Source organism: Streptomyces sp. CCM_MD2014, from assembly GCF_000772045.1.
In the GTDB taxonomy this organism is placed as follows: Bacteria; Actinomycetota; Actinomycetes; order Streptomycetales; family Streptomycetaceae; genus Streptomyces; species Streptomyces salinarius.
Genome location: NZ_CP009754.1, coordinates 477,750 through 495,551 on the forward strand (window position 1 = coordinate 477,750; position 17,802 = coordinate 495,551).

At 74.7% G+C, this 17,802-nt stretch carries 15 protein-coding genes; 5 read left to right on the forward strand and 10 right to left on the reverse strand.

Annotation, left to right across the window (positions count from 1 at the left end; translation table 11 throughout):
* Positions 1-13: 13 nt before the first annotated feature.
* From NI25_RS02205 to NI25_RS02215, 3 genes are all read right to left on the reverse strand, one after another.
* The gene (locus NI25_RS02205; protein WP_061440785.1) at positions 14-1,297 is read right to left on the reverse strand and encodes a PucR family transcriptional regulator; all 1,284 of its coding nucleotides are present in this window, start codon (positions 1,295-1,297) and stop codon (positions 14-16) included.
* Positions 1,298-1,417: 120 nt separating this feature from the next.
* Entirely contained in the window at positions 1,418-4,198 is a 2,781-nt protein-coding gene (locus NI25_RS02210) for a helix-turn-helix transcriptional regulator (RefSeq protein ID WP_061440786.1), read from the reverse strand.
* A 172-nt stretch (positions 4,199-4,370) separates the two neighbouring features.
* A complete protein-coding gene (locus tag NI25_RS02215) occupies positions 4,371-5,303 on the reverse strand; it encodes an alpha/beta hydrolase family protein (RefSeq protein ID WP_061440787.1) in 933 nt (310 codons plus the stop codon).
* A 389-nt stretch (positions 5,304-5,692) separates the two neighbouring features.
* Between NI25_RS02215 and NI25_RS02220 the strand changes: the two genes are divergently transcribed.
* Positions 5,693-6,580, forward strand: coding sequence for a Gfo/Idh/MocA family protein (locus NI25_RS02220; protein WP_061440788.1), 888 nt, complete (start codon positions 5,693-5,695; stop codon positions 6,578-6,580).
* A gap of 6 nt (positions 6,581-6,586) precedes the next feature.
* Here the strand turns inward: NI25_RS02220 and NI25_RS02225 are convergent, their stop codons facing one another.
* Entirely contained in the window at positions 6,587-6,955 is a 369-nt protein-coding gene (locus NI25_RS02225) for a hypothetical protein (RefSeq protein WP_061440789.1), read from the reverse strand.
* Positions 6,956-7,087: 132 nt separating this feature from the next.
* Positions 7,088-7,987 carry a GNAT family N-acetyltransferase gene (locus NI25_RS02230; protein ID WP_061440790.1) on the reverse strand — a complete coding sequence of 300 codons (900 nt, stop codon included), beginning with the start codon at positions 7,985-7,987 and terminating at the stop codon, positions 7,088-7,090.
* Between the two features lie 393 nt (positions 7,988-8,380).
* On the opposite strand from NI25_RS02230, the gene NI25_RS02235 reads away from it, so the two are divergent.
* The 3 genes from NI25_RS02235 (at position 8,381) to NI25_RS02245 (ending at position 11,264) form a co-directional block, all read left to right on the forward strand.
* Complete coding sequence (locus NI25_RS02235) at positions 8,381-9,589, forward strand: glycoside hydrolase family 64 protein (RefSeq protein WP_061440791.1); 1,209 nt, start codon at positions 8,381-8,383, stop codon at positions 9,587-9,589.
* A 246-nt stretch (positions 9,590-9,835) separates the two neighbouring features.
* A complete protein-coding gene (locus NI25_RS02240; RefSeq protein ID WP_061440792.1) occupies positions 9,836-10,966 on the forward strand; it encodes a PP2C family protein-serine/threonine phosphatase in 1,131 nt (376 codons plus the stop codon).
* A 76-nt stretch (positions 10,967-11,042) separates the two neighbouring features.
* On the forward strand, positions 11,043-11,264 hold the full coding sequence (locus NI25_RS02245) for a hypothetical protein (protein WP_061446710.1): 222 nt from the start codon (positions 11,043-11,045) through the stop codon (positions 11,262-11,264).
* A 131-nt stretch (positions 11,265-11,395) separates the two neighbouring features.
* Here NI25_RS02245 and NI25_RS02250 read toward each other — a convergent pair whose 3' ends face one another.
* The 4 genes from NI25_RS02250 to NI25_RS02265 all read right to left on the reverse strand — a co-directional run bounded on the left by NI25_RS02250 (position 11,396) and on the right by NI25_RS02265 (position 16,705).
* Positions 11,396-11,872: a DUF5709 domain-containing protein gene (locus NI25_RS02250; protein ID WP_061440793.1), complete on the reverse strand. Its 477-nt coding sequence runs from the start codon at positions 11,870-11,872 to the stop codon at positions 11,396-11,398.
* Positions 11,873-11,945: 73 nt separating this feature from the next.
* Positions 11,946-13,442 (reverse strand): hypothetical protein, encoded by a 1,497-nt coding sequence (locus NI25_RS02255; RefSeq protein ID WP_061440794.1) that lies wholly within the window; start codon positions 13,440-13,442, stop codon positions 11,946-11,948.
* A gap of 147 nt (positions 13,443-13,589) precedes the next feature.
* Positions 13,590-15,968, reverse strand: a complete 2,379-nt coding sequence (locus NI25_RS02260) for a glycoside hydrolase family 65 protein (RefSeq protein WP_061440795.1) — start codon at positions 15,966-15,968, stop codon at positions 13,590-13,592.
* The gene (locus NI25_RS02265; RefSeq protein ID WP_061440796.1) at positions 15,965-16,705 is read right to left on the reverse strand and encodes a beta-phosphoglucomutase family hydrolase; all 741 of its coding nucleotides are present in this window, start codon (positions 16,703-16,705) and stop codon (positions 15,965-15,967) included. Before NI25_RS02265 ends, NI25_RS02260 begins: the two co-directional genes overlap by 4 nt.
* Positions 16,706-16,759: 54 nt before the next feature.
* Here NI25_RS02265 and NI25_RS02270 point away from each other — a divergent pair, with 54 nt between their 5' ends.
* Positions 16,760-17,458, forward strand: a complete 699-nt coding sequence (locus NI25_RS02270; RefSeq protein ID WP_061440797.1) for a nucleoside/nucleotide kinase family protein — start codon at positions 16,760-16,762, stop codon at positions 17,456-17,458.
* Positions 17,459-17,504: 46 nt separating this feature from the next.
* Here the strand turns inward: NI25_RS02270 and NI25_RS39585 are convergent, their stop codons facing one another.
* On the reverse strand, positions 17,505-17,675 hold the full coding sequence (locus NI25_RS39585; protein WP_199560799.1) for a hypothetical protein: 171 nt from the start codon (positions 17,673-17,675) through the stop codon (positions 17,505-17,507).
* Positions 17,676-17,802 lie beyond the last annotated feature (127 nt).

Below are 17,802 nucleotides of genomic sequence, written 5' to 3' on the forward strand. Positions count from 1 at the left end.
CCCCCCGCCCGTCTCAGTCGCGCAGGACGCGGCGCGCCGTCAGGGCCAGGCTGAACTCCACGACGTCGGCCGGGCGGGCCAGGGAGCGGCCGGTGAGCTGTTCGCAGCGGCGGAGGCGGTTGAGGACCGTGTTGCGGTGGCAGTAGAGGCGCTCGCCGGCGCGCTGGGCCGAACCGTCGCACTCCAGCCACGTGGTGAGGGTGTCCAGCAGGATCTCGCGGTCGGCCGGCTCGAGGCGGAGCAGGGGGCCGAGCACCTTCTCGGCGAGGGCCCGCCCCAGCTCGGGGCTGGAGACGACCAGGGCGGCGGGGAGCTGGTCGTCCAGTCGTACCGTGCCGCCGGCCGCGGGGCAGATGTCCAGGGCCGTGTCCGCGAGCCTGCGGGCGTCGCCGACGGCGGCGAGTCCCTCGACCGGGCTGCCGACGCCGATCCGCAGGCCCGGGAAGGGAGCGTGGGACGCGGTCCCGGGCGGCCCCGGGTCCGTGAGCCCTTCCACGGTGCCGACCAGGACGATGCCGTAGTCGACCTCGGGCCCGGCGTGCCAGTGGACGCGCGCTGCGGGCGGTACGGCGGCGGCGCGGGCGGCGTCGGACCGGGCCGGGGGGCCGCCGGCGACGGCGACGACGACGTATCGGCCCTGTTCCGGCAGGTCCAGGGCCCGGGCGGCCTCCGGCAGGTCGGCGATGCGGCCGGTGCCGTCGAGCAGCCCGGCCGCCAGCAGCCGGGCCCGGTTCTCGCGGCGCCGGCCGATCCGCCACTCGGTCTGCCGGTAGGCGTCCGCGACCAGGGTGCAGTGCTCGTCGACGAAGTTCCACACGTCGGCGGCCACGTGCACGAGGAGCCGCACGTCCTCCGGGGCGGCCCTGGACGTCTCCTCCACCAGCCGCTGCCACACCAGCGAGCCGCCCAGGCGGAAGGCGTGCAGCAGGGCGTCCAGCGGGAGCCCCTGCTCGGCGCGGGCGGCGCCGATCCGCCAGGTACAGCGGCGGGCCGCGTCCCGGGCACCGCGCGGGTCGAGCAGCGAGGCCACACTGTGCCGCAGGGAGCGGTGGGCCTCCTGCCAGGTGGCGGAGGGGTCCTTCGCGAGGGCGGGCCGGTAGGCGGGCTCCTGCTCCTGCAGCAGGGCCACCAGGCGGTCGGTCAGGTCGGGCAGGTCGTCGAGCAGCGTGCGGGCGGCCCGGTGCAGGACCCGCAGGGCGTCTGCATCGATCAACGACGTGACGCCGGGTGTCCGCGGGCGTGGAACGGGCGTCAGCCCGGTGCGGATCGCTGCTCGTGACCGTACGGCGTGCTGCATCGCGGTCCTCCCCAGGGCAGGGCTTGCGGAGGCGCCGCCCCGCGGCGGGCCGTCCCGCCGCGCCGGGTCTGCCCCCTGACTCGTCCTGCCCCGAAGGATGACATACCGTCCGGTCGGTCCCTAGGGTCGTGCACCGGTCTTTTCCTGGTGCGCGGCCGTCCGCCGGGCCTCCCGGCCCTGTTCCGCCTGCCCGACGACGCGGGCCAGCTCCAGCCGGGACCGGATGCCGAGTGCGGCGAACACCTTGCGGAGGTGGTAGTCGACGGTGCGGGTGCTCACCGCGAGGGTCAGCGCGACCTCACGGTTGGTGGCGCCCTCGGCGACGTACCGTGCGATGCGCAGTTGCTGCGGGGTCAGACGGGACAGACGGGCCGGTGTCGCGGCGCCGCTGGCGTGCGGGGCGGCCCCGAGGGCGCGCAGTTCGTCGCGGGCCTGGGCGGCCCAGACGCCGGCGCCGCACCGTTCGAAGCCTGCCAGCGCGGCGCCGAGCCGGTCGCGGGCCTCGCGCGGTCTGCGCCGCCGGCGCAGCCACTTGCCGTACAGCAGCGCGGTGCGGGACCGTTCGAAGTCGCCGCCCGCCTCGTCGTGCCGGGCGAGCGCCTGGCGGTAGAGGCCGTCGGCGCGGTCGGGCGGTGCGAGGAGGGCCTGGCAGCGGGCCAGTTGGGCGGCTGCCTGCGGGTCGGCGCCGAACGCCGCCCAGCCGGCGAAGTCCGTGAGAACCTCCCGGGCGTCCTCCTGGCGTCCGGCGAGCACCGCGGCCTCCACGAAGCAGGGCACGGCCAGCCGCCACACCGCGAAGTGGCCCCGCCCCGGCCCCGGGAGGACCAGCAGACCCAGCCGGTCCGCGGCGTCGAAGGGGCGTCCCCGTCCCAGGTCGGCGCGGGCCGCCGCCCACTGGGCCAGGGTGGCCGCCTGGGCGAGCCCGTGCCGCCGGGCCGTGTCCAACGCCTCCGTGACGTGCCGGGCGACGGCGTCCGGTTCCTCCTCGATCGACGCCGCGAGGGCGAGCACGGCCCGGTGGTGCGCCGCCGTGTTGCGCTGCCCGGTCCGCAGCGCCGTGCGCAGCCCCTCCTCCGCGTGGGTGCGGGCCTGCGGGTGCCGGCCGGCGCGCAGTTCGGCGTAGGCGAGGTACTCCAGCGCCCGCGGCTCCAGCGACTGGGACCCGAGGTGCCGGGCGGCGGCCAGGGCCCGGGCGCCGGCTCGGCGGGCCGCGTCCACGTCACCGAGCAGCAGCGCGGCCGCCGCCGCCCGCAACAGCGGCTCGGGCCGGTCCTCGGTCCTGCCCCGCTCCACCACCTGACGGAGCGGCGCACCGGCCCGGTCGAGTCGCCCTTCGAGCAGCGCCCGCATGCCGACGCGGTGGTCGCGCATGACGGCCGCGTGCACCGTGGTGGTGGACCCGTGCGGCCGCCGGGGCGAGGTGGCCGCGACGGCGGCGGCCGCGGTGCGGCGAGGTGGTTGCGGGGCGAGCGTGGCCAGGCACGCGGACAGGTCGCCCGCGGCCCAGGCCGCGTCGGCTGCCGCCAGAGCGGCGGTCGAGGCCTCGGCGGGCGCGTCCGCGGCGAGCAGAGAGGCCGCCAGCAGGAGGGACTGATGGGCGTCGCCGACCGGGCCGTCCCCGAGTTCCACGAGCCCGCGCACCAGTTCGGCCCGTCCCCGTACGGCGGCGGGTACGGCGCGGTCCCGGGCCGCGGCCAGCAGCGGCCGGGCCTGTTCGGGTCGCCCCGCGTGCAGGGCCAGCTCGGCCGCGACGGTGCGGCGTTCCGCCCGCACCGCCGGGTCGGCCGTCAGTTCCGCGGCGCGGGCGTACGCCGTCCCGCGCAGCCCGTACGAGGCCGGCACCGTGCCGTCGGCCGCCACCGCCGCGAGCCGGTCCGCCTGTGCGGGAGCCGGCGCCGGACCGCTCAGGGACCAGGAGCGGTGCAGCAGTCCCGGAAGCCGGTCGCCGCCGCTGTCCAGCACGTCGGCCAGCGCTCCGTGCACGGCGCGGCGCACCTCCGGCGGGGCGGTGGCGTACACCGTGCGGCGAACCAGCGGGCTGTGGAAGCGGAGCCGGTCGCCGTCCCGGGCGAGCTGCCCGGGGAGCGCTTCCGGACCCGCGCCGGGTTCCCGTGCCGGCCGCCGGCGCCGCAGCGCGTCACGGACGAGGCCGGCGTCGACGTCCGGACCGTCCGAGGCCCGTAGGGCCGCCGCCACCGTCAGGAGCATGTCGCGGGCATGGGCGGACGGGGTTACCGCAGCGGCACCCGCGACCCTGACGAGGGTCGCGGCGTCGGCCAGCGGACGAGGCAGGGGGCGGTGTCCGCGCAGCTCGGCCGGTGACAGCCTGCGCGTCAGGGCGACGAGGAGGGCGGGGTTGCCCTCGGCCTCGGCCAGGAGCTGCTCGCGGACGGCCGGGGCGGCGGCGCCGTCGGTCAGGTCGTCGAGCAGGGCGGCGGCCCGCGGCGGTGCCAGCGGGTCCAGGCGGACGACGGGCAGGTGGGCGAGGTCCGGGTCGGCGGCGCGGTCCGAGGCGGCGGAGACGAGCAGACCGACCCGCCCGGCGCTGCCCAGGTGTTCCGCCGCACGGCCGAGCGCGCTGCGGGCGGGGGCGTCCCACAGGTGCGCGTCGTCCACGCACACGAGCAGGGGTGCTCCGCCGGCCGCCGCCCGCAGGGTGTCGAGCAGGTGCCTCGCGGTCGCGGGCGCGTCGGGGTCCGGGCCGAGGTGGAGTACGGGACCGGCCCGGAAGGAGCGGGCGGCCCACTGGAGCAGAGTGGTCCGGCCCAGTCCGGGTTCGCCGGCCAGCAGCAGCCGCCCGCCGTGGGCGGGCAGCCCGTCCAACAGTGCGCGCAATGCCTTGCGTTGTGCGCCGTGGCCGTGGATCCGCACGGCCGTGCGTACGGTCGTCTCTCCGGTCATTCCCGGGAGGTTACGCGTGCGTAACCCGAGGCGGAAGGCACCGGTCCGCCGGTGCCCGCCCGGGCATCGGCGCCGTCACCTGCGGTGGTGCGCCCGGACGGGCCGCAGGAGCGCTGTGCCGACGCCCAACCGGCCCCGGTCCCGGTCGTGCGCCGGCACAGCGGTGCGGGGGTCAGGAGCCGTGCGGGCAGTTGCCCCGGTACTCCTCGATCGTCAGGCTCGGCCGGGGCAGCGGGCACAGGAACTGCTCGTAGCGGGTGTCGTTGTCGATGAACCGCTTGAGCCAGGAAATGCTGTACTTCGCGATCGTCGTGTTGGACGTGTTGGGCGAGAAGTGGGTCGCGCTGTTCAGCTCCAGGTAGGCCCGGTCGGTCGCGGAGGGCAGGCTGGAGTAGAACGGCTCGGCGTGGGAGGCCACGGGGGCGATCGTGTCGCCGTCGGCCCCCACGATCAGTGTCGGGGTGCTGACCTCGGGCCAGCTCTTGTCCAGGTTCCAGGGCGTGAGGGGGATCGCCGCCTGGAGGGACGGACGGGACTTGGCGGCCTCCAGGGTGCCTCCGCCGCCCATGGAGTGGCCCATCACGCCGAGGCGGCTGCTGTCGATCCGGCCGCGGACGGAGCTGCGCTCGGTGAGGTAGTCCAGGGCGGCCAGCAGTTGGCGGCCGCGTGAGTCGGGCTGGTCCAGCGTGGTGTTGGTGTCGATGGTGAACACGACGAAGCCCTGGGAGGCCAGCCGCGGCCCGAGCCAGGCCATGGAGGACTGGTACGCGGTGAATCCGGGCGCGATCGCGACGGCGCCGAAGGTGCCGTCGCTCGTGCTGGTCGGGTAGTAGATGGTGCCGCCGCCGAAGCCGGTGACGGCGAGCGAGGAGACCCGGGTGTCGGCCACGGAGTAGGGGCCGCGCAGCGCCTCGATGCTCGACTCGGTGGGTGCCGGGCCGCGCTCGTACGGGTTGTCGGCGGCCTGGGCCCCCGGGCCGGTGAGGGTGCCGAGCGCGAAGACCGCGGCCACGGCGGCCGTCACGCCGGCGAGTCGCCGCCGGGTGCCGCGGAAGGCGGGGCGTGGGACCTCGGGGGTGGCGTGGGCGTGGGGGTTCTGCTGCACGAGGAGTGGTCCTCTCGGTCGTGGCGAGCGGCCGGCCGGTGGTCGCACACGGCCCGGAACGCGTGGGGTCGCGTCCCTGGACATCCGCCGGACGGGCTTCGCCGATGAGTTGGCGGTGCCACTGTCGACGGGCGGGGCGGCCGAGGGGATCGGCAGAATCACCGGTCTCGTACGCGTCGGGCCGCCGGTCCGGGGGCCGGCACGCCCACCCCGGGTGCCGCCGCCCCGTCGCCGGACGCACCGTCCTCCCGCCGGCGCACACCGTCCGCCCTGTTCGCGCGCCCCGTCGGTGTGGCACGCTCGGCGGCGGCCGGGTGTCACGCGCCGGCGGTCATGGAGGAACATCGGCGGGCCCCGTACCGGGTCCGGCACTGCGGAGAGGCGACGGGATGCGCATCGGACTGCTCGGCACCGGCCCCTGGGCGGACATGGCACACGCCCCCGCCCTGGCCGGACACGGCGGGCTGGACTTCGTGGGGGTGTGGGGGCGTCGCCCCGACGCCGCGAAGGCACTGGCGGAGCGGCACGGCACGCGCGCCTACGACGACGCCGACGCCCTGCTGGGCGACGTGGAGGCCGTCGCCGTCGCGCTGCCCCCGGCCGTGCAGGCCGACCTGGCGGTGCGCGCGGCGCGGGCCGGGCGGCATCTGCTGCTCGACAAGCCGCTCGCGTCGACGGCGGCGCAGGGGCGGGCGGTGGTGGAGGCGGTGCGAGCGGCCGGCGTGGCCTCGGTGGTCTTCTTCACCACCCGCTTCCAGCCCGAGACCGAGGCGTGGATCACCGAACAGGCCGCTGCGGAAGGCTGGTTCACCGCCCGGGCGCAGTGGCTCGGAGCCGTGTTCGGCGACGGCGACAGCCCCTTCGCCGCCTCGCCGTGGCGCCGGGAGAAGGGCGCCCTGTGGGACGTGGGGCCGCACGCCCTGTCCGTACTGCTGCCGGTCCTCGGTGACGCCCGGCGCGTCGCGGCGGCCGCACCGGGGCCCGGGGACACCGTCCACCTCGTGCTGGACCACACGGGCGGGGCGTCCAGCACGCTCACGCTCAGCCTGACGGCGCCGCCCGCCGCGGCGGGTGCGTCGGTGGAGCTGCGCGGCCGGGCCGGCGTGACGCTGCTCCCGGAGACCACGGAGGGTCCGGTGCCCGCGCTGCGCCGGGCCGCGGACGCGCTGCTCGACGCCGCAGGCGGTGGGCGCCCGCATCCGTGCGACGCCGCGTTCGGGCTGCGGGTGACCGAGATCCTCGCCGAGGCCGAGGCCCTGCTGACCGACCGGGATTGACGGAACTCAGCGGTCGGTTCCCTCCGGCTCGAAGGGTTCGTCGCTCCACCGGAACCAGGCCCGGTCGCCCTCGATGTGCAGCAGGAACCCGGCGACCGGCCCGTCGGGCGACACCAGCCGCACCCGTCGTGCGATCCCGGCGTAGACCGTCTCCCACTCCGCCCAGTGCTCGGCTCCGTCCCGTTCCGCGAGGGCGAGTTCGCGGGCGAACAGGTCCCGGACGGCGTCGAAGGCGGGTCCGGCGCGGAAGCGCCCCGACAGCCAGGGGAAGTCGGCGTCCTCGATCAGGATCTCCCCGATCTCCGTGTCGGCTCCCCCGTCCTCCCCGGTGTCCGGCACGCCCCGCACGTGCCAGGTCTCGCCCTCGAACCCCATGTCGCCTCCGCCGGACCCGCGCTGGTGATCATCCGTGCGGCGCCAGCATGCCATCTGCCGCCCGGACCGGGCCGGAGTCGCTCCGGCCCGGTCCGGCTCGATCCGGCTCGATCGGGATTCAGCCCGATCCGGTCAGCGCACGGCCGCCGCGGGACGGAAGTTGATCCGTTCCCGCACGACCGGGTAGCCGGCCTTGGCGAAGTTGGCGGCCATGGGATGGTTCCCCCGGTCCGTCGCGGCGGAGACGAACTCCGCGCCCCGCTCGACCAGGAAGTGGGTGCACTCGGCCAGCAGGTCGTAGGCGTATCCCCGCCCCCGGTGTTCCGGCAGGACGCCGATGAAGCCGACGCACGGGCCGGACGGGTTGTGCGCGGGGATGTGCATGCCCGCCAGTTCGCCCTGCGAGGTGTACGCCAGCTGCCACCACTCCCGCGGTGACGGGCACCAGTGGAAGAAGTCGAGCTCCGCCTGTGCGGCCCGGTCGAGTCCGCCCTCCGCGATGTCCATCAGCGCGTGGGCGTCCAGGGTGACGGAGTGGATGCGGCGCAGCGCGTCGAAGAACACCGCGTCGTCGGGCTCCGGGCGGAAGACCAGTCGGCCGGACCGCTCGGGGAGCCCGCACTCCGGTGTCCACCGGTATAGGAAGCGCTCGACCAGCAACTCGTATCCGGCCGCCCGCGCGGCCGTGAAGCGTGCCTCGGTGGCGGCGCGCACGGCGGGGTCCTCGCGCCAGGTGCCGGGCGGGTTCAGTTCGAGTTCGACCTGCCAGGGCGCGGTGCGCAGGAGTTCGGCTCCGGCTTCCTCCTCGCCCTCCGCCACGTCGAACCAGTTGACGTTGACGGGTTCGGTGTCGTCGGGGCCGCCCCACCACGCCGCGCGGGCGACGACGGTGCCGTCGCGCAGGGCGATCCGCTTCCAGTCGGGACGGTGGTGGGTGCGCCGGTGGCCCTCACGGGCGCCCAGCGGGTCGGGCAGGGTGTCGAAGAGATGGGCGTCGCTCGCGTCGAGCGCGCGGATGACCAGATCGGTCACGGTTCCTCCGGGAATGCAAGTGTGGTGCGCTCCCGGTCAGTCGAGGTACGCCGGGACTACGGGGAGGGAGCGCGAAAACGAGGTGAACTGCACGGCTCTGCCCTCCTTCCGTGTGTCTCAGGGCGTCGGGCACACACTAGTGGTCGCCGGGCGGGTACGGCCACAGCTTTTCGGGCGCGGACCGCGGGGGCGCGGATTAAACCGGCCTTAAACAGCGGTTAAGCGTTCCTCCGCTCGTCGCACCCGCCCCAACTCCCATCTGGGACAACGTCTTTGGGGACCGTCGGAGGTGGTTGGCCGGCCCGTGGCCGCCGCCTAGCATCGGCCCACGCCGTGAGAGCGCTCTCAGGACTCTCACGCTGCCATGCCCCGATCATTCTGGAGACCCCCCACATGCCCCCTCGTCACCAGCGTCCGCTCGCCCGCCGCAAGCTCCTCGTCGCCCTCGGCGGCATGGTCGTGGCCGCCCCGGTCGCCGCCGCCGTTGCCCCGCACGCCCTCGCGGAAGCCGGCTCGGACGACGCGTCCCCGAAGGCCGGGGCGGCCGGCGCCCTGCCCCTGACGATCGTCAACGGCACCGGCTCCTTCGGCAACGCCGACGTGCACGTGTACATCGTCGGCAACGTGGACGGCCGCCAGGTACGGGTCACCCCCGACGGCACCGTGGCACCCGTGGCCCTCTCCGACAACGGCGCCGACGGCTACGCCGACTACGCGATCGGCCTCGCCGGCAGCGGCGAGACCAGGCTGAGCCTGCCCCGCCTCTCCGGCCGGATCTACGTGTCCCTCGGCGAGAAGCTGAAGTTCAAGGTCGTCGCCGACGGTGCGGGCAACGCCGCGCTGCAGTACCCGGCGGGCTGGGTCGAGTCCGACCCCAACTACGGCGTGCTGCACGACTGTGCGGAGTTCACGTACAACTCCTCCGGGATGTTCTGCAACACCACCATGGTCGACATGTTCAGCGTGCCGCTGAGCATCCGGCTGACCGGCGCCGAGGACCAGACGACCGGCACCATACGCCCGGGCGGCCGGGCAGCCGTTTTCGACGCGGTGCGGAAGGTGGAGGAGTTCGCGCCGCTGGTCGTGGACGACACCCGCGTGATCGCCCCCGGCCACGGGCTGGACGCCGGTCTGTTCCCCGGGGACTACCTCGCCCCGTACATCGACGAGGTGTGGAGCACGTACACCGGCAAGGACCTGAGGATCACCACGAATGCGGGGTCCTTCACCGGGCGGGTGCGCGGGGACCGGCTGACCTTCGACGGACCCGCCCAGGTGTCCTTCGCCAAGCCGTCCACCCGGGACGTGCTGTTCTGCGACGGCGCCCTCGCCGCGCCCAACGACGGCACCACCGGCCCGGTCGCCGCGGTCCTCGGTGCGGGCTTCAACCGCTCCACGCTGGTCTCCTCGGCCGACCAGCCCACGACCGACCCGGCGACGTTCTACGGGACCGCGCTGACCAATCACTACGCCAAGGCGGTGCACGCGGCCACCGAGGACGGCAGGGCGTACGGCTTCGCCTTCGACGACGTGGCCGACTTCGCCTCGTACATCCAGGACACGGCGCCCACCGGCTTCCGGCTGACGCTCGGCGCCGTCTAGGGCCTGTCCGGCGGATCATGCCCCGGACGCGGGGCCCGGCACGCGCGTCCGCGGCGTTGTCGTCGGTGCCGACGCTCCACGTCGACGCCCTCCTCCGCCTTGCGGCTGCACGCACCAGACCCCGCTCACCGGCGTCGACGAGGTGCCGTGCCTGTCCTGCGACCTGATCCGCCGGACAGGCCCTGGACGCGCGGCGGGCCCGCTCCCCCGCGTGCGCCCGGTGCTCCGGCGTAGGAGCGTGGTGGTGTGCGAAAGGTGCCCGCCCTGTCACCGCGTCCGGGCGAGGACCGGCGGAGCTGGCTGAGCGGGGCGCCGCCGCCCCGCTGGGTCCGGGTACTCCCGCCGGCCCTCGTCGTGGTGATCTGCGCGGCCACCCTGCTCAGTCACGAGCCGCTGGAGATCGGCTTCCTGCTGGGCGCCATCCCGCCGCTTGCCGTCCTGTCGTACGGCCCGCTGGCGACCGCCGTGCTGGGCGGTGTGGTGATCGCGCTGCTGCACATCCCGGCGCTCCGGCTCGACCGGCCGGGCGACGCCGACCTGCTGACCATCGTCTTCGTCGCCGTGCTCAGCGTCTTCGTGTCCTTCGTGCGCAGCCGCCGGGACGCGCAGCTGGGTCTGGAGCGCACGGTCGCCGAGGCCGCGCAGCGGGCCGTCGCTCCTCCGCTGCCGGAGCGCGTGGGCGCGGTGCGGTGCACGGGGCTGTACCGGGCGGCGCAGCGCGGGACACTGGTCGGGGGCGACTTCTTCGACGTCCGGGACGGTCCCTTCGGTGTACGGGTCGTGACGGGAGACGTACAGGGGCACGGCCTGTCGGCGGTGGCGACGGTCGCCTCGCTGCTGGGGGCGTTCCGGGAGGCGGTGCTCGACCAGCCGGACCTCGCGTCGGTGGCGGGGCGGCTGGACCGCAGGCTGCTGGTGGACTCGGCGGACGCTCGGCACGCCGAGCTGTTCGCGACGGCGGCGCTGCTGGAGTTCTCCGCCGACGCCCTGGAGGTGCGGGTCGTGGTGTGCGGCAACCCGCCGCCCCTGCTGCTGCGGGGCGCGGACGCCACGGAGCTGGAGGTGTCGCCGTGGACGCCCCTCGGACTCGGCCTCGCGGACGCGGGGGCGATCGAGGCGTGCACGGTGTCGCTGCGCCCCGGCGACCGGCTCTTCCTGGCCTCGGACGGGGTGGTCGAGGCCAGGGACGACAGCGGCGCCTTCTATCCCCTGGCGGAGCGGCTCCGCGGCTTCGCGGGCGAGGATCCCGCCGCGCTCGTGGACCTGGTCTGGGCGGACCTCGTGCGGTTCTGCCCCGACGTGCAGGACGACGTGACGATGCTCGTGCTCACTCCCGCGCCACCGGCGCTCGGGATGCGCGGGCCGGTTCCGCATTGAATGGTGTTATCGGGATATTCGGGACCGAACAACAGCACGGCACCGAAGCAGCGATCCGGATCCGAGGAGCATGATCATGTCGACGTCACAGCCCGACGCCTCCCGACCCTCCGAAGCCCGCGCGGACGACGACCGCGCCACTCCGGACGGCCTGCTCCACGCCCGCACCGGCACGGAGGTGTCCCCGGAGGATCTCGTCCTGGCGGCCGGCCGGGACATCACTCCGCGGAATCTGGAATGGGCCAGGCGCAAGCTGGCCGAGGAGGGCCCCTCGGCCCTCGACAAGCTGCTGCCCTGACCGCCGGGAGCCCCGGCCGGACGTGTGTGCGTCCGACCGGGGCTCCCGGCTTGTTTCCAGGGTGCCCAGGACTTCGGGGTCCAGGACTCCGGGGTGCACAGGACTCCGGGGTGTCTAGGAATCCGGGGTGTCTAGGAATCCGGCAGCTCCGTCTCGTCCTCCACCACGTGCATCGCGGCCTCCTCGGCGCCCGCGGCCCCGCCGTCGATGCCGACGTCCTGCGCGACCGTCTCCTTGGTCGTGTCGGTGCGTACGCCTTCGTCGGGGGCGACGAGGCGGCCCGAACGGTCGGTTCCCGCTTCCCGGTCGACCGGCTCGCCCTCGCCCTCGGGCTCGTCGCCCACGCCGTCCCCGTCGGGTGCCGAGACGTCGGGCACCTCCTCGGCCAGCCGTTCGTCGAGGGTCTCGCCCTCGTGCTGCTCGGCCGCGGTGGTGCCGTGCTTGGTCACGCCCAGGGGCCTCTCCGGCGGGGAGTAGCCCTCGTCGAGCGTGTCGTCGTAGGTCCGCTCGTCGACGGCGTCCTGGAGGTCGAGGGGCGCGGCGTCCTCCTGCTCCTCGTTGCTGCCGGTGGGCTGGTAGACGTCGTCGGCCATCGGGTCCGTGCCCATCGCTGCCTCCCTCTCGCGCTCGCGTCGGCTCGGTGGTCTCGCTGTCCGGTTCGCGTTTCCCGATACGCGATCTCTAACCCGGGGGCGCGACGCGGATCTCCAGGTCGGTGATGTGGTGGGGCTCCCAGTCGCGGGCGTAGGCGGGCGGGGTGCCCCCCGGTCCGGTGAGGGCGGCGACCGGGATCCGGCGGGCGGTGTCCACGATCTCGGCGGCGGTGGTGTTCTCGTTGTTGCCGCCGGTGGAGCCGGAGGAGCAGCCGGTGTAGTAGCCGATCGGGATGGACTCGTGCCCGGTGAGCAGACAGGGCGGGCGGACGCCGAGCCGGTGCAGCTCGTCGGCGACGCGGGCCCAGTCCTCACGGCTGTCGACGTTGCCGTTCACGGTGCCCACGAGGACCGAGAACTGGACCGCCAGATGCCCGGCCACCGCGAGCGCGACCAGCGTCGCGGCCACCGGCCGCCGGCGGTCGCGTCCGGTTCTGGCCAGGTGCCACAGCGCGTCGGCGACCGGGAGCGCGAGCAGGGCGTAGGCGGGCTGGAGGAAGCGGGGCGCCGCGTAGCCGATCAGGAACAGGTACGGCACCGCGGCGGTGACGGCGCAGGCCAGGGGTACCAGCGTCGCGGTGGCGCGCCGGGCCCGGACCGCGACGACCGCGCCGAGGATCGCGACGGCCGGGAGGAGCGGCCACCACAGGGTGACCAGCGGGTGCGGCATGTCTCCGGTGCACGGGCGGCACAGACCCCGGCCGCCCAGGCTGCGCATCTGGTCGTCGACGGCGATGTTCCAGCCGAGGCCGCCCTGGATCTCGGAGGCCCTCCGCAGCCGCTCCCCGAGCCCCCCGTACCAGGCGTACGCCTCCACCGCCCACTCCCCTCCCCCGACCGCCAGACCGCCCGCGAGGGCGAGCAGCAGCGGCCAGTGGCGGCGGACGAGGACCAGGACCAGCAGAGGGACGCTCACCCAGACGGCGTCGGCGGGCCGCATCAACGCCATCAGCAGGGCCCCGGCGGCGGCTCCCCACAGCGCGCCCCGGGCGGAGCGCATCCGCCTGGATTCCGGGCCGCCGAGGGCACGCAGGGCGCAGCCCACGGTGATCAGGGCGCCGATCGCGACCCAGTAGTTGGGCATGGCCTGCGGGCCGTAGAAGAGGGTCACCCACAGGGTGGCGAAGAACGCGCCGGCCGTGGCGAGGACCCGGGGCGGGAACAGGCCCTTCCAGGCGCGCAGGGCGAGGTACAGCCCCAGGCCGGAGAGCACGGCGAGGTAGACGCGCAGCAGTTCGGTGGAGGCCGACCAGGAGGCCACGGGCGCCACCAGCAGCGAGACGCCGCGGGACCGGGGGGCGCTGAAGAACGCGGCCGGGTGGTGGGTGGTGACCTGGCTGATGTACACGATCTCGTCCCAGCCGAGCCCCATCGAGGGGTGGACGAGGACCAGCTGGGCCAGGGTGAAGACGCCGGCCACCGCCGCGATCAGCGCGTCGCCGCGCGGCCGCCGCGGGGTGCGGGAGGCCTTCGCCGCTTCGTCACTCCGTCCGTCGACGAGAATGGCGTTCACGCCGTCGGCCATCGTGCACCCCTCACCCCCGCTCGTCGCGGGGCCGCTCGTCCCTCACCTCCTGCCGCCCGTGGCGGGAGCCCGGATTCCGGGAAAACATGGTCAAACTACCCCGCGTGCCCCGGACGTGCAGGACAGAACTCGGCCAGTCACGCCCTGTCATTCCTCGCCGGGCCCCGGACGGTCGGGGACGCCCGGGCGGCGGTGCGGGGGCTGCTCGGGCGTGGGCCGCCACTTCGGCGCGGAAATGCCGAGGGTGACGGGCTCGTCCCCGTCCACGCGCACCTCAGTCCCGTGGTGATGGATCGTCAGCGGCGGTCCGGCCAGCAGCGAGTACGAGGCCCGGTCGGGGCCGATCTCCACCTGCAGGCACCGGCCGCGGAACTGGAGCCGGAAGGCGAGGCGGCTGAACTTCTCGGGCAGGCGGGGCGTGAAGCGCAGGCTGTCGCCGTCCCGCCGGGTGCCGCCGAACCCGGCGACCAGCGCCATCCAGGTGCCGGCCAGCGAGGCGATGTGCAGTCCGTCGCGGGTGTTGTGCTCCAGATCCGCCAGGTCCATCAGCGCGGCCTCGGTCGCGTAGTCGTAGGCCAGCCGCAGATGTCCCGTCTGCGCGGCGACGACGGCCTGGCAGCACGCGGACAGGGAGGAGTCGCGTACGGTCAGCGGCTCGTAGTAGGCGAAGTTGGCCGCCATCTGCTCCTCGTCGCAGTGGGCGTCGAACCAGCTGCCGCAGGTGTACATGGCCAGCACGAGGTCCGATTGCTTGATCACCTGTTTGCGGTAGATGTCGAAGTACGGGAAGTGCAGCATCAGCGGGTACTGGTCGGCACCCGTGTTCGCGAAGTCCCAGCGCTGGTGGCGGGTGAAGCCCGCGTGCTGCTCGTGGACGCCGATGTCCTCGTTGTACGGGATGTGCACGGCCTCGGCGGCGTCCCGCCACGTCGCGCTCTCCTCCTCGTCCACGCCGAGCCGGGCGGCCTCCTCGGGATGGCGTTCGCACACGTCGGCCGCGGCGAGGAGGTTGGAGCGCGCCATGAGGTTGGTGTACGTGTTGTCGTCGACGACGGCGCTGTACTCGTCGGGGCCGGTGACGCCGTCGATGTGGAAGACGCCGTGGGGGTCGTGGTGGCCCAGTGAGCGCCACAGCCGGGCGGTCTCCACCAGGAGTTCCAGGGCGGTCTCGCGTTCGAAGTCGGTGTCGCCGGTCGCCGCCGTGTAGCGCACCGCGGCGTGCGCGATGTCGGCGGCCACGTGGAAGGCGGCCGTGCCGGCGGGCCAGTACGCGGAGCCCTCCGAGCCGTCGATGGTCCGCCACGGGAACGCGGCGCCGCGCAGCCCGAGCTGGGTGGCGCGGTCCCGGGCGGCGGGGAGGGTGTCCTGCCGCCAGCGCAGTGCTTCCGCGACGGCCTTGGGGGCGGTGTAGGTCAGCAGGGGCAGCACGAACATCTCGGTGTCCCAGAACGCGTGACCGTCGTATCCGGAGCCGGTCAGTCCCTTGGCCGGAATCGCGCGCTGCTCGGCGCGGGCCCCGGCCTGCAGCACATGGAACAGGGCGAAGCGGACGGCCTGCTGGATCTCCTCGTCGCCGTGCACCTCGACGTCCGCGCGGGCCCAGAAGTCGTCGAGGTAGTCCCGCTGTTCGGCCACGAGCCCGTCCCAGCCGCCGTGCGCGGCGGCGGCCAGCGCCGCCTCGACCTGGTCGCTCATCGCGGGGCGGGAGCGGGCGCCCGACCAGCCGTGGGCGACGGTCTTCTGCACCCGCAGCCGCTGTCCCGGGTCCAGGACCGAGGTGATGGTCAGGCGGGAGACGTCCGTGTTGCTCTCGCTGCTGGTGGTGATCTCCCCGGGTGCGTCGACGACGTGGTCGGCGGCGACGGCGACCCTGAGGCCGCTGCGCCGGGTGCGGTGGACCAGCCGCAGCCGCGACCCGATGGCCAGGTCCTCCTCCGGCTCGAGCGGGGACCGCAGGGCCTTGGCGGTCCGCGGGTCGCCGTCGGAGGAGGGCAGGCTCTCGTTGGCGACCAGTTCCGACTGGATGACCACCCGGGTCCGGCTGTCGAGGGGCTCGACCTCGTACTCGACGGCGGCGATGGCGCGCTGGGTGAGCGAGACCAGCCGGGTGGAGCGCACCCGGACGGTCGTGCCGGCCGGGGAGGTCCACTCGCAGGTGCGCTCCAGCACGCCGCGCCTGAGGTCCAGGGTGCGTTCGTGCTTGCCGAGCCGCCCGTAGCGCAGATCGAAGGGCTCGTCGTCGACCAGCAGCCGCAGCAGCTTGCCGTTGGTGACGTTGATGACGGTCTGGCCCGACTCCGGGTAGCCGTAGCCCGCTTCGGCGTACGGCAGCGGGTGGAGTTCGTGGACGCCGTTGAGGTAGCTGCCGGGCAGTCCGTGCGGTTCGCCCTCGTCGAGGTTGCCGCGCCAGCCGACGTGGCCGTTGGACAGGGCGAAGACGGACTCGCTCTGCGCGAGGAGGTCGAGGTTGAGGGCGGTCTCGCGCACCCGCCAGGGCTCCACGGTGTACGTCCGGTTGGTGATCACGCGTGGCCTCCCAGCTCGGCGAGGTCCTTGACGACGCGGTCGGCGCCGTGGGCGTACAGGGCGTCGGTCTGGCCGACGCGGTCGACGCCGACGACGTAGCCGAAGTGTCCGGAGCGGCCCGCGTCCATGCCGGCCAGCGCGTCCTCGAAGACCGCGGCGCGGGAGGCCTCGACGCCGAGGTCGCGGGCGGCGGCGAGGAAGGTGTCGGGACGGGGTTTGCCGGGCAGTTTCCGCTCCCGGGCCACCACGCCGTCGATCCGTACGTCGAACAGCCGCTCGGCGTCGATGGAGCGCAGCACGTCCCGGGTGTTGGCGCTGGAGGAGACGATCGCGGTGGCGAGGCCGGCGGCGCGGACGGCGTCGATGTAGCGCAGCGTGCCCTCGTAGGGTTCCACGCCGTCGGTGCGGATCTTCTCCAGGAGGAGTTCGTTCTTGCGGTTGCCGACGCCGTTGACCGTCCGCGCGTCCGGGGGGTCGTCGGGGGTGCCCTCGGGCAGTTCGATGCCGCGGGAGGCGAGGAAGGAGCGGACGCCGTCGGCGCGGGGGCGGCCGTCGACGTACTGGTCGTAGTCGGAGTCGGTGAAGGGACGGAAGCCCGCGCCGTCCCGCTCGCGCAGGAAGGCGTCGAAGGTCGCCTTCCAGGCGGCGGCGTGCACCACCGCGGTCCTGGTGACGACCCCGTCGAGGTCGAAGAGGCAGGCCTGGATGTCGTCGGGAAGTCCGAGCTGCGTCGTCATACCCCCCACAGTTCCCCGTCGGGGCGGCTCCGATCAGGTGACACACTGTGGGACGTGCCGCTGACGTTCGAGGACCTGCTCGCCCGTGCCCGCCGCCTGCCCCGGGACGGACGGCGCGCGATCCTGGGCATCGCGGGCCCTCCCGGTGCGGGAAAGTCGACGCTCGCGGGGAATCTGGTGCGGGAGCTGAACGGCACGGGCGAGCCCTGGGTGGCGCACGTGCCGATGGACGGTTTCCACCTGGCCGACGCCGAACTGGACCGGCTGGGCCGCCGGGACCGCAAGGGGGCGCCGGACACCTTCGACGCGGCCGGGTACGCGGCGCTGCTGGAGCGGTTGCGCCAGCAGGACACGGGGTCCGACGGCGACGTCGTGTACGCGCCCGGCTTCGAGCGGGTGCTGGAGCAGCCGATCGCCGGGGCCCTGCCGGTGCCGCCGGCCGCCCGGCTCGTCGTGACGGAGGGCAACTACCTGCTGCTGGAGAGCGGGGCCTGGGCGCGGGTGCGGCCCCGGCTCGACGAGGTGTGGTTCTGCGCGCTGGAGGAGACGGAGCGCGTCCGGCGGCTCGTGGCGCGGCACGAGCGCTTCGGCAAGTCACCGGCGGACGCGGCCGCGTGGGCGCTGGGGCCCGACCGGCGCAACGCCGAACTGGTCGCCGCGACCCGGCACCGGGCCGACCTGGTGGTACCGGCGGACGCCGTGACCGGCCCGCCCCCGGAGTCGCGGGGACCGGCGCCCTCAACGCCCGGCTGAGGCGGTCACTGCCGGTCCGGTACGGTCACTCCTCGTCCGCGACGGGTCACTCCTCGTCGAAATCGTCCGGGCGGACGTGCGCCTCCTCCAGGGCCTCGCGCAGGGTCCGGCCGGTGCCGCCGGGCGGGCGGGGCTCGTCCTCGCGGCGGCGTGCGGGTTGCTCGAGAACGTCGTCGGTGGTGTCGGTCTTCGGCCGGTTCTCTTCCGGGACGGTCATGACGTCGGCTCCTCGTCCGTGTCTGCGGGTCCTTGTGGGGCGGCGGGTTCCCGTGCGACGCGGTGCTATCCCCGTCCGGGACCGTGCGGTTCCCCTCCGGGCGGCGCGATGCCGTCCGGGGCGTGCC